At 69.6% G+C, this 12,682-nt stretch carries 8 protein-coding genes and 1 pseudogene; all 9 read left to right on the forward strand.

What is annotated here, in order from left to right; translation table 11 throughout:
- Positions 1-13: 13 nt before the first annotated feature.
- A complete protein-coding gene (locus N4G70_RS12430) occupies positions 14-1,885 on the forward strand; it encodes an HSP90 family protein (RefSeq protein WP_399035174.1) in 1,872 nt (623 codons plus the stop codon).
- Positions 1,886-4,882, forward strand: a complete 2,997-nt coding sequence (locus tag N4G70_RS12435; RefSeq protein ID WP_261712647.1) for a hypothetical protein — start codon at positions 1,886-1,888, stop codon at positions 4,880-4,882.
- Between the two features lie 83 nt (positions 4,883-4,965).
- On the forward strand, positions 4,966-5,511 hold the full coding sequence (locus N4G70_RS12440) for a hypothetical protein (protein ID WP_261712648.1): 546 nt from the start codon (positions 4,966-4,968) through the stop codon (positions 5,509-5,511).
- Positions 5,512-5,973: 462 nt separating this feature from the next.
- A complete protein-coding gene (locus tag N4G70_RS12445) occupies positions 5,974-6,309 on the forward strand; it encodes a lysine transporter LysE (RefSeq protein WP_261712649.1) in 336 nt (111 codons plus the stop codon).
- Positions 6,310-6,570: 261 nt separating this feature from the next.
- Positions 6,571-7,848, forward strand: coding sequence for an alpha/beta hydrolase (locus N4G70_RS12450; protein WP_261712650.1), 1,278 nt, complete (start codon positions 6,571-6,573; stop codon positions 7,846-7,848).
- A gap of 127 nt (positions 7,849-7,975) precedes the next feature.
- Positions 7,976-9,598: an alpha/beta fold hydrolase gene (locus tag N4G70_RS12455; RefSeq protein ID WP_261712651.1), complete on the forward strand. Its 1,623-nt coding sequence runs from the start codon at positions 7,976-7,978 to the stop codon at positions 9,596-9,598.
- Positions 9,599-9,644: 46 nt separating this feature from the next.
- A pseudogene (locus N4G70_RS12460) lies at positions 9,645-9,915 on the forward strand (alpha/beta hydrolase); the annotation flags it as partial.
- Between the two features lie 550 nt (positions 9,916-10,465).
- A complete protein-coding gene (locus tag N4G70_RS12465; RefSeq protein ID WP_261712652.1) occupies positions 10,466-12,526 on the forward strand; it encodes an alpha-L-fucosidase in 2,061 nt (686 codons plus the stop codon).
- Positions 12,502-12,666 carry a hypothetical protein gene (locus N4G70_RS12470; protein ID WP_261712653.1) on the forward strand — a complete coding sequence of 55 codons (165 nt, stop codon included), beginning with the start codon at positions 12,502-12,504 and terminating at the stop codon, positions 12,664-12,666. Before N4G70_RS12465 ends, N4G70_RS12470 begins: the two co-directional genes overlap by 25 nt.
- The last annotated feature ends 16 nt before the right edge of the window (positions 12,667-12,682 follow it).

The raw sequence follows: 12,682 nt of genomic DNA on the forward strand, positions 1-12,682 counted from the left end.
TCCGACGAAAGAAATGCCTCAGGTGCCCAACTCCGAGACCGCCCATACCTTCCAGGTGGATCTGCGCGGCCTGGTCGACCTGCTCTCCCACCACCTCTACTCGAGCCCCCGCGTCTACCTGCGCGAACTGCTCCAGAACGCGGTGGACGCCATCACCGCCCGGCAGGCGCTGGACCCCGGCGCGGCCGGCACCATCACGGTGCGCACCGGTGACACCCTCACCGTCACCGACACCGGCATCGGCCTGACCGAGGCCGATGTGCACCGCTTCCTCGCGACCATCGGACGCAGCTCCAAGCGCACATCCGACGGCTCACTGGACGGCGCCGGACTGGACTCCGCACGCGGGGAGTTCATCGGCCAGTTCGGCATCGGGCTGCTGGCGTGCTTCGTCGTGGCGGACGAGATCACGGTGGTCAGCCGGACCGCCGCCGATCCGTCGGCGCCCGCCGTCGAATGGCGCGGCCACTCCGACGGCCGGTACACGATCCGTACGCTGCCGACCTCGGCCGTGCCGGAGCCGGGCACCACCGTCCGGCTCGTGCCGCGCGCCGACGCCGCCGAGTGGACCACGCCCTCACGGGTGGTCTCCCTGGCCCGGCATTACGGAGGGCTGCTGCGGCACGAGGTGACCGTCGTCGGACCGCGCGGCGAGCGCGACAAGGTCAACGAAACGCCTCCCTGGGAGCAGGTCCACCGCTCGCCGCTGGCCCGTCGCGAGGCGATGACCGCGTACTGCCGTACGTTGTTCGACTTCACCCCGCTCGACGTCATCGAACTCGACCTCCCCGCCGCAGGACTGCGCGGTGTCGCCTATGTGCTGCCGACGGCGATGAGCCCGGCGCAGCGCGCGGGGCACCGGGTGCACCTCAAGGGCATGCTGCTCACCGACCAGGCGCCCGAACTGCTGCCGGAGTGGGCGTTCTTCGTGCGCTGCGTGGTCGACACCACGAGCCTGCGCCCCACGGCCTCCCGGGAGGCGCTGTATGAGGACGGCACGCTGTCCGCGGTGCGCGACGCCCTGGGCGAGCGGATCCGGGACTGGCTGACGGGACTCGCCGCGAGCGATCCGTCCCTGCTGCACCGCTTCATCGACACGCATCACCTCGCGGTGAAGGCCCTCGCCCGCTACGACGACGAGCTGCTGCGTCTGGTGCTGCCCTGGCTGCCCTTCGAGACCACCGACGGGAATGTCACCCTCGAAGAGTTCGCGCGGACGCATCCGACCGTCCTGGTGACCCGCAGTGTGGAGGAGTTCCGCCAGGTCGCTCCGATCGCGGCGGCCGCGGGTCTGGGGGTCGTCAACGGCGGCTACACCTACGACCGTGACCTCGTGCACCGGTTGCCGGAGATCCGCCCGGGCACGGCCGTCACCGACCTCGACCCGGCCACGGTGACCGCTCACCTCGACGCCGTGGACCCCGCCGCCGAACTGCGTGCCGCGTCCTTCCTGGCCGTAGCCCGCGACACGATCGGCGCCCACGACTGCGACGTGGTCCTGCGTGACTTCCAGCCCGTCACCGCGCCGGCGCTGCTCCTGGACAACCGGGAAGCACGCCACGAGCGGACCCGCTCCAGCCTCGCGGCCGACAGCGACGGTCTGTGGGCCGACATCCTGGGCTCGCTGCGTCAGGAGTCCCCGCGCGCCCAGCTGGTCCTCAACCATCTGAACCCACTGGTCCGCCAAGCCATCACGATCACCGAACGCGGGCTCGCCGTCACGACCGCCGAGGCGCTGTACGGCCAGGCTCTGCTGCTCAGCCGGCGCCCGCTGCGAGCGAGCGAGAGCGCCCTGCTGAACCGGGCCTTCATTGGCCTGCTCACCCACGCCATGCACACCCCCGGCACGGCGGCCCCCGGCTCCGAGCCCCGGAAGGAACTGTAGATGCTGGACACCCCCGAGGCCGTCGTCGATGCGCTGCGCGAGAACAACGGCCGCCCCCATGGCATGCAGCGCACGGTCACCGCCGAAGAACTCGCCGAAGCAGCCGCGGTGTTCGAGGACCCGGCGGTCCTCGTCACGGCCCTTCTGGAGCTGATGCTGGCGTACGAGTTCACCGGCGAGCACCGCAAGTCGCCCGTCGTGTTCGCGCGGTTGCTCAAGTTGTGGGACACCGCTCCGGAGTCCTTCAGCCAGTGGGAGGCGCATCAGATCTTCTGGCGCTTCAAGTGGGTGACGACGTCCCTGCTCCAGGTGCCTGAGGTGCCGCTGGTCACGATCCACGGCTGGATCGACCAGATGCGTACGCGCTACGCGGCGGCCGAGCACGGCATGCAGCCGGTGGCGGCCATGCGCTACCACGTCGCGGCCCACACCGGTGTCGGCATCCCGGACGCCTTCGATCTGTGGGCGACCCGGCCCCGCACCGAGCTGAGCGACTGCGAGGCGTGCGAGATTCGGCACTTCGCCGTCCACCAGGTACTCGCCGGGAACGACACGGGGGCTCTCGACACGTGGGCGCCGGTCCTCGGCGGAGGTGCGAGCTGCACCGAGGAACCGCAGATGAGCCAGGCGCGCGCCCTGCTCCCGCTGCTGCGCGCCGGTCGCGTGGACGAGGCACGGTCGCACCACCTCGCGGGCTACCGGAAGGTCCGCGGCAGCACGGGCATGCAGGACGAGGTCGGCCTGCACCTGGAATTCTGCGCGCTCTCGCGCAACGAGGGACGCGGGCTCGAAATCCTCGCGGAGAACCGTCCGCTGTTCGAGGCGAGCGGCGCCCCGCTGTCCCACCTCGGTTTCCTGACCGGCACCGAGGTGCTGCTCGCCCGTCTCGTGGCGGACGGCCACGCGGACACCGCGGTGGCAGGTCCGCCCGGCCGCAACTGGACCGCGGGCGACCTCCTCACCCGGGTCCGGTCCGACGCGGACCGGATCGCCGCCGCGTTCGACGCACGCAACGGCACCGCGGTCGTCGGAGAACGACGACGAGCGCGACTCTCCCAACTCCCGCTGATCGACGAGGCGTTGCCGCTCGGACTCCGTTCGTCGCTGCCCCGCCCGCCGGTCCCGGAGGCCGCGGTCACCGCGGCCGCTGCCACCGCGGCGGCGGAGGTTCCCGAGGATTTCGTGGCGCTGGTGCGCGAGGCCCGGCGCCTTGCGGCCGAGGGGCACCCGGGCGCCGCGCGGCTGTGGAAGCGCGTGGACGAACGGCTCGCGGACGGTTCGGCCGTGCACGACGACCGGCTCGGACCCGCCGATCTGCTCCGTGCGGAGCTCGCCGAACAGCGCGCCTACCTGCTCACGCGCGAGGATCGCCATGAGGCGAGCAGGACCGAACTCGCTCGCGCAGCCGACCTGTTCACGCAGGTCGGCATGGAGTGGCACGCGCTCTCCGCACGGACGCGCCTGTTCGCCTGGAAGACGGTCTTCGACGACGCGCCCGACGGTGACGAGGTCGCAGGGCCGGACGAGGAAGCGGTACGGGCCGGTATCGACGAGGCTCTGGCGGAGGCGGAACGCCTCAAGTCCGAGGCCCCCCTCACGGATGGCGCCGACGCCGTGAGCGAGGGAGAGGCCGCGGCTGAGGGCGACCCGGGCGCTGAGCGCGTCCTGGAGTACCTCTCGGTGCTGTACTCGTGTGCGTTCGCCGCCTACCAGGATCTCCGTCGGCAGCTGCCCGAGCCGCCCGTCTCCGCCATCGAGCGGTTCGAGTCCGTGACCGGCATGCTGCACACCGAGGCCGAGCGGTTGTCCGTTCCTCACCAGGTCGCCGCCGCACGGCAGTTCGTGGCGGACGTGGCAGGGCGCCGGGGCGACCTCGAACGCGCCCAGGAGGAACTGCGTGCTGCGCTCAAGGACATCGAAGCGTCCGGGCGGCCTTGGCGCGCGATACGTCCGCGCGCCCTGCTCGCCCAGTTCCTCGTGGTCGCGGACCAGGCGGCCGAGGCGACGCAACTGATGCACCAGTCCATGGCGGACGCGGTCCGGTACGGCGACACGGAGTTCGCGACCGGTCCCGCGCACGCGCTGCTCGGCCACGCCGCCTCGCACCTGGGCGACCGATCGGGTGCCGTACGCCACCTGTCGGAGGCCGCGGCCCGGTTCGACCAGGACGGGGAGCACAACGAGGCCGCCGAGCTCCGGCTCCAGCTCGCCGATGTTCTGGCCGATTCAGGGCAGCAGGCCGACGCCGTCGCAGTGCTCGAATCCGTACTGGCCGGTGAAACGGCCTCGCAGCTCGAGGAAAGGCTGGCCGCCCAGGCCCGCTTGACACTCGCGCGCGGGCTGCGTGAGCTGGAGGAGTTCCTGGCTTCGGCCGAGGAGTTCCTGCGGCTGGCCGACACCATCGCCGGGTGGAAGGTGGGGCCGCTCCACACGATGGTGGCCGCGGAGACCGCCACCGCGCTGGCGATGGCGCAGCGTGCGGAGGCGGCGGACGCGGCATACGAGCGCGCCGTGGCCTCGCACGCCGACGCGCCGCGGCCGTCTCAGATCGTGCGCATGATGTGCGAGTTCGCGCGACTCACGATGCTCTTCCAAGGGGCGGACGGCTTGGAGGCGGCCCTCGGCCACCTCGCACGGGCCGACGGGGTTCTGGCCGCGGTACCGGACGACGCCGAGGACTTCACGCCGTGGGCGGAGGCGGGCGGCGTCCACTACCGCCGGGCCCGGGTACTGGCCGATGCCGATAAGTTCCCGGAGGCGCTGACGCAGGCGGAGGCCGCGATCGCCGCCTACGACCAGGGCGGCGAACACGCCGAGGCACCGCGCGCGGAGGCCGTACGCATGGCCGCCCTGATCGAGGGTGAGGGCCTCGACCATCCCAAGGAGGCCATCGCCCGTCTGAGGACCGCGGCGACCCGCGCCCGCAATGCGAATCTGCCCGAGGCCGCCGAAATCCTCGACGCCCTCCGGCACCGCTTCGAGAACCGGCGGGGCTGAGCGCGGGCGCCCCGGCCCCCGCGTGTGGAGCGCGGGGGCCGGGGGTGCGCAGGTGCGGAACGCGGGGGCCAGGAGCGGAAACCTTGAGTAGCGACGACGACGCACATCGAGAAAAACCAGGCGACGATCCGAGCACGTGGACGCTCGACCAACTGCAGAAAGTTGTCCGGGACGCCCGCGGCCGGCACCTTGAAACGGCACGCGTCGTCGCACAGGGACATGCCTACAACTCGAGCCACCCGCAGGAAGCCCGTCGCCAGTGGGCGAAGCTGTCGCTGCTTGCGAACCGGCACACGCTCGATCACGCCGAGGGACGCTCTGCGCGCGAGGTGCAGCAGGAGTTCATGCTCCGGATGTGGGTGATCGACCGGCTGGGCCCCGACGACACGGACACTGACTGGAGTCCCGAGGCGCTGGCGTCCGACACACTCGACGCACTGACCTTCACGCCCTCACAGGCTGCTGGACTGACCAAGGTCTGGCGCGAACTCCCCACCGAGCAGATACTCAAGCTGCGACACCACAAAAACCTCACGACCCATCTGGAAAGGCTGATTGGCTACCTGGAGCCCGGTCCACTCCGCGAGCATCTCCTCGCCTGGACGGCAACCCGACTGCTCCTGCCTTGACCAGCCGTTCAGCAATCAGATCACCTTCTCACTTGAGGTCGTCCAGGCGAGCCTCAGCAGAGGCGGACGAAAAGCAGCGGCTCGAAGTCGGACCGCACAGGCTCGCATCCATGCGCCCACTGTTCGTGTCCCGCCCCCGGCAGGCGAGCGAGCTGAGATCCTCGCCGCACTCAACCGACACCGGAACCGGCAACGACACCCTTGCACCCGGCAACCTGAACATCAGGTCAACACAGCGCAGGACGGCTGCCTTTTCTCCAACTCGCAGCCCCCGATCACGGGTCCTCGGCACGGGCGGGCGCATTCCAAGGCGTGGTAATCGATAACCGCTCCGTCCACCCGTGGAGGGTGCAGCAAACCCAGCGGGGAGCCAAGCACCTCGGCAACCATTCAGGCTCGGCAGGGGTCCTCCGTACCAAGCCTCTGTTCGGGGCCGCCGGAGACGAGGATGGAGGATCGGGCATGGGGGTCCGCGGGGCAGCAAAAGGTGTCGGGGAGTTCATAGTCGAGGCGGTAGGAGAAGCCGTCGCCGAGGTGATCCTCAACCTGCTCGCCTGCGCCCTGCTCGGCGTCTTGGTTCTGACCGCCTGCTTGAGCTGGTCTTTCAGCCCGCGCATGACCATCGCAGGGGCCGGACTGATCAGTCTCTTTCTCGCCCACGGCGCCTGGAAGAGCTTCCGCACTCCCACGACGGGCCACCGTCGCGGCCTCGCCGCCCTGACCACTGCCGGCTTCACCCTGACAGCCGTGACCGCCCTCTTCCTCTTGCTCTACGCAACACGCTGCGACTGCCTGTGATGCCGTTTGGCCGCGGCCACGGCCCGCGCTTCCTCGGGGCCCGTGTCGACCGGAGCGTCGGCGAGGCGCCCGCAGTGCACCGACCTCGCGACGGTGGCCAGTAGCCGGTTTGCGGCAGGGGGTAGGCCCCCTGCCGACATGGGGTCTGGGGCCCCGTCGCGGGCGGGGGGTTGCCGGATGTCCGTAGGAGCCGCGGGCCCCTACGTTCGAGGCATGAAGACAGCGAGTGTCCAGATTTTGGCAGTAACTACCCTGCTGGCCATGGGGGTTGGGGAATACGGGGCTGCCGCCCAGGCCCGCCCCGCCACCCAGGCCCACCCCGCCACCCAGCGGGGCGACCTCGTCTCCGTCGAGGCCGTATCCACCCACACCCCCTCCCAGGTCTCCGACTTCCTCAAGTCGGCTGGCATCGACAGCACCGAAGTCCGCTACGGCGTGCGCGGTTACCGGATCACGTACCGCACCATCACCCCGCAAGGAGCCCGCACCACCGCCACCGGCCTGCTCGTGCTGCCCGACGACGGGCGCCACACCCGGCTGGATCTCGTCGCGGACACCCACGGCACCATGGTCGATCGCGACTACGCCCCCTCGGTCGGCGAGGACGACGGACGGCTCTCGCCGTATCTGCACGCCTCGGCCGGCCGGGCCGTCGCCGCGCCCGACTATCTGGGGCTCGGCAAGGGCCCCGGGCGGCACCCGTACATGGACACCGCTTCCGCCGTGTCCGCCTCACTCGACATGCTGCGGGCCACCCGCACCGCCGCCCGCGAGCTGGGGCGCCCGCTGACCGGGGACGTGTACGGCACCGGCTTCTCGCAGGGCGGGCAGGTCGCCATGGCGCTCGGCCGGGCGCTGAGCCAAGGCGCCGACGCGCACTTCCGGCTGAAGGCGCTCGCCCCGGTGTCGGGGCCGTACGACATCGCGAAACAGGAGATGCCCGCGCTCTTCGACGGGCGGGTGAACGACACCAGCGGGGTGCTGTACATGGCGTACTGGCTCACCGCGCAAAATCGGCTGCACCCCCTGTACGGGGACACAAGGAACGCTTTTCGGGAGCCGTACGCCCGGGTCGTCGAGGAGCTCCTCGACACCCACCACACCACGGAAGAGGTACTCGCAGCGCTGCCCGCCACGGTGAAGGAGATGCTCACTCCGGAGTTCTACGCGCGGCTCCAGCACCCCCGCGGCGCCCTGCTCGACGCCATGCGGGACAATGACCACAGCTGCGACTGGAAACCCGACGTGCCGGTCCGGCTCTACACCGCGACCGGCGACACCGATGTGCCGATCGGCAACACGCTCAGCTGCGCCAGGCAACTGGCCGCGCACGGGAAGACAGCTCCGGTGACCGACCAGGGAGAAGTCGATCACAACGGGGCCTTCAAGAAGTCGGTCCCGCAGATCGTGCGGCTCTTCAACTCCCTTGCCGGCCCGGCTCAGTCCGCCTCCTACCCCACCAACCGGCCAGAGGGCTCCCACCACCGTGTCCTGGACGCCGTCGAAGTCGGCGCCGCGAAGGCGGTTGCCTCGCAGTAGCCGCGCGCCGGTCGTCCACGAACGCCTCTGACAGCCCTGGCGGCCAGCGACCGCGGAGCAGGGAGGGACGGCTGCTTGCTACGGCACTCTCACAGAACGCAGACCACGGTGTGAGTGAATAGGGGGCATGCTCTTCGACTTCACGCACAACCACGACGGTGAGCAGCTCAGCGGTGTGTACGGCGGTGATCCTTCTGGGGCCACCGCCGTCGTGCTGCATGGTGCGGGCACCAGCAGCAAGGAGCGATCGCTTCCGCTGGTGCGGGAGTTCGTGGCCCGCGGCTGTCGAGGGGTTGCCTTCGACTTTTCCGGACACGGCGAAAGCACCGGAAAGATCGCCGAGTTGAGCCTGCGACGACGGTTCGAGCAGGCCGTGTCGGTGATCGACGCCTATGCGGCACCGGACCGACCGCTGGTCCTGGTGGGGTTCAGCATGAGCGGCCAGACCGTGGCCGATCTCGTCCGGCACTATGGAGATCGGGTGGCGGCGCTCGGGCTGTGCGCTCCCGCCGTGTACACCGCCGAGGCGTGGGACGTGGCCTTCGGGGATGCGAACGGTCGGTTCAGCGGGATCATCCGGCAGCCGGACAGCTGGTGTGGGGCGCCCGCCCTTGAGGTGTTGGAGGCGTACGACGGTCGGGCGGTGCTCGCCGTTCCAGGCACAGACACGGTGATCCCGCCCTCGGTGACCGAGGCCGTGGAGGCTGCGCTGACCAAACGCGCTCAGTACACACGATTCGACCTGCCCGATGCACAGCACCAGCTGGGATTGTGGTTCCGTGATCGCGCCGAGGACCGGCACGAGTTCGTCGAGGCACTCCTTACCGGCCTCGAAGACCGCGGCTGGGCGGCAACGCGTACATGGGTAGCCCAGCAACTCGCCAACGGCCGGTCGGTCACCAACTCTCGCCCACTGTCCGGCGGTTGGAGCTCCCAGATGCGCCGGCTCACCCTCGATGACGGCACGGACCTGGTGCAACGGACCCTCGTGAAACCGTTCTTCCGCCACCACGGACCGGGGCTGCTGGCCCGCGAGGCGTCCGTCCTGGCCCTGCTCACCGGACAGGAAGGCATTCCCGCGCCCGGTCTCGTCGCCGTGGACGCCGCGGCCGAACACTGCGACCACCCGACCCTGTTGATGTCCGCGCTACCGGGCCGCGTCCGCATCGACGAGGACGACCTCGACCGGCGCCTGGACCTGCTCGCGGCCCAGCTCGTCCGCATCCACGGCGTCGTACCGGCCGAAAAACCTCGCGCCTACCAAGCCTGGACGTCCCCGGAACGCGCCCGGACCCCGGACGGTGCGTTGTGGGAGCGGGCCGTGGAAGTGATCCGCCGCGACCCGCCGCCGTACGAAGGCTGCTTCCTGCACCGCGATTTCCACCCCGGGAACGTGCTGTTCACGGGAGCCGGATCCGAGCTGCGGATCACAGGTGTCGTGGACTGGGTCGAGACCTCGTGGGGACCCGCCGACCTGGACGTGGCACACTGCTCGACCGCGCTCGCGCTGCTGCACGGGCCGGCGTACGGGCTGGACTTCCGCGAGCGGTACGAGGCCCAGGGCGGCCGTGGCCTCGCCGACGACGCCGACCACCTGTACTGGTGCCTGCTCGACGCCCTGCATTACTGCCCCGACGCCGCGAAGCTGGCCGGCCCGTGGCGTGACCTGGGGCGGGACGATCTGACGTCCCCGGTGATGGGAGAACGGCTCGAGGCGTACGTGGACGGACTGCTGCGACGATACGGCTGACCAGCCCTGGACTCCGTGTCGGACACCGACCCGAGGAGACATGCGCTTGGCCGCCGTGGTGCTCGTTCATGGCCCGTATCACCGTCCCGAGCACTGTGCCCTGGTGGCCGAACGTCTGCGGGCCGCAGGAACCGAAGTCGTCGTTTCCGAGCTCCACAGGGGCTCCTTGCCCGCTGACGCAGCCGCGGGTCCAGGCTGCCATCGACGCGTTGCCGGAACCTGCGACCGTGCTCGGTCACTCCTACGGCGAGTCAGTGATCAGCGGGGTGCGCGGGGCAGGACACCTCGTCCAGCTGATACCCCGCGCCGGCCGGACGAGGGAATCACAACCGGTCGTTGAGGTCGCGGGGCAAGGTAACTGCGTTCCCCCGCACGCCACTTGGCCGCGACCTTGGTAGGCGGTCACTGCTCTCCACCAGGAGCATCAACTACGTCCTGACCGCCCGGCAGTACGACCAGTTCGTCAAGTACACCGCTGCCCTGTGCCCGAGCACCGCCGAGCCTGCCGGCGGGGTGGACCCAGCACGCAGTGCGCCGCAGGCACGGTGTCACCCCTCGCCCCACTCCGTCTCCCAGGGCGCCATAGATCCGAGCTATTTCGGAAGTTCGAGTCGACCACCGGTGGCAAGTAATTCCGATCTTGGCTGGATATCAGGCTGACCAGTTGAATCCACGAAGTTCTGCTTGCCCCCTGGACGCCACAGCAGGCAGCGCCTATAAATTCATCCGATGTACGTGACCGGGTCTGAAGACCGGAACGCGGGCCGACCGCAGGCCCACCGCACGCCGACCGAGGTGCTGGCTGACCTGACGTCTCTTCAGGCGCCCCTGCCACGACCAGCACCCCCACGATCCAGGAGCCGCATCATGTCCTCTGCCCCCATGAGCAGACGTTCCCTGATCAAGGCTGCCGCGCTTGCCGGAGGCGTGGTGGCCTTCGGGCTGCCGCAGGGCCTGTTACCCGCCACCGCCGAGGCGTATCCCGTCCCCTCGAAGATGGGCTGGTGGTACCAGGCACGCTTCGGGATGTTCATCCACTTCGGGTCCTACTCCCACCTCGGTCATGGTGAATGGGCGTTCAACAACGAGAACTGGTCCAAGGCCGCCTATCAGGCCCAGGTGTCCGCGCACTTCAACCCCACCGCCTTCAACGCCGCCGCCATCGCCCAACTCGCCTTGGACGCCGGCATGAAGTATCTGGTGATCACCGCCAAGCACCATGAGGGCTTCGCCATGTGGGACTCAAACGTCCCCGGCTTCACCGACACCACCGGTACCAAGCTGTACAACCTGCACGATTACGCGGGCGTCCAGGGCGATCTGCTCGCGGCACTCAAAACCGAGTGCGAGGCGAGGGGAGTCAAGTTCGGGCTCTACTACTCGATCCTGGACTGGAACCACCCCTCCCAGACCGACCGGGGCGGCCTCACCACCATGGCCTCGCAGTCCGCCAGAACCGCGTATATCGCGGACATGAAGGCCCAGCTGCAGGAGCTGCTGGACCGGTACGACCCGGCACTCCTGTGGTTCGACGGCGACTGGTTCGCCGAACCCGCCCAGCCCACTCTCCAGGACTGGTGGCTCCGGTCGGACGGCGTCGACCTGTACAACTGGCTGATCTCCCGCAAGCCCGGCCTCGTCGTCAACGAACGGGTCAAACGGGACTTCGGACTGGGCGACTACAGCGTCGCGGAGTTCGGAATACCCGATGCGCCACCGCAACGGCAGTGGGAGCGATGCGACACCATGAACGGTGCCTGGGGCTACAACGCGGGGGCCGAGAACTCCTACCGTCCCCTCGGCGATTTCGTCCAGGAACTCGTCACATGCGTCTCCCGGGACGGCAACTTCCTGCTGAACATCGGCCCCAAGGGCGACGGCTCGGTCACCGCCGGATCCGTGACCATTCTGCGCGGCCTGGCCTCCTGGATGTCGACGTACGGCGACAGCGTCCACGGAGCCACGGCAAGCCCCTTCGCCGGCGATCCGGCCTGGGGCAGGGCCACCAAGAAGGACGGCAAGCTGTTCGCCCACGTCTTCACCTGGACCGCCGACGGCGTACTGAAGATCCCGGCGATCACCAACACGATCAACCGCGTCCACCTGATGAGCGACCCCTCGGCTTCGCTCACCTACACCGTCGACGGCGGCCAGATCAGTGTCACCGTGCCGACCACTCCCCCCGACCCCTATGACTCCGTGGTCTGTGTCGAGGTCAGCGGTGTCCCCACGTCCGTCGGCGGGGCCAGGGTGACGGTGTACCAGGATGTCGGTTACTCCTCGGCGAGCGCCGTCCTGCCGCGGGGCGACTACACCTCCTCCCAGCTGTCGGCCGCGGGGGTGGGGCCCTTGGCCATCTCCTCGCTGAGGGTCCCGCAGGGGTATGCGGTGACCGGCTACTCCGGCGACAACTTCACCGGTACGGCCTGGACGTTCACCGCGGACACTCCGGACCTGCGGGTGACCGGCAACAACGACGCCATCGCCTCCCTGAAGGTCACCTTCGACTCGGCCTCCCACTTCCGGCTCATCAACGTCACGGACGGTCTGGCCCTGGACAGCGGCGGCACCGTCACCAGCGGTTCGAACCTCAAGCAGTGGACGCCGGTCGACAGCCCCAACCTCCAGTGGCAGGTTGTCGACCTCGACAACGGCTACTACAGGCTGATCAACCGCGCCAACGGCATGGTCGTCGACGGCTGGGGCTCCACCAGCGACGGCGCGCCCGCCCGGCAAGCGGCCTGGAACGGCGGTCCTCACCAGCAGTGGCAGATCACCGACCGCGGCAACGGTCTGTACTCAATTGCCAACCGCAGCACCGGACTTGTCCTCGACGGCGGCGGACAGGTCCCCTCCGGGTCCGCGACCAAGCAGTGGACCTGGGTGGCCAGCACCAACCTGCTGTGGGCAATCCAGCCCACCTCCTGACCACCATCGGCGAGCGCCGCCACCGTGGCGGCGCCACCGGTGCCGCCGGCGCCGCCGGGTCCCTGGGTTCTGCAGTCCGCCATGGTGTCCAGGAAGCGGTCGGCTCGCTCCGGACGTTGGTCACCGGCATGACGTCCTGACCCAGACCGTCATCGC

The sequence above is a fragment of the Streptomyces sp. ASQP_92 genome (genome assembly GCF_025399895.1).
Lineage (GTDB): Bacteria > Actinomycetota > Actinomycetes > Streptomycetales > Streptomycetaceae > Streptomyces.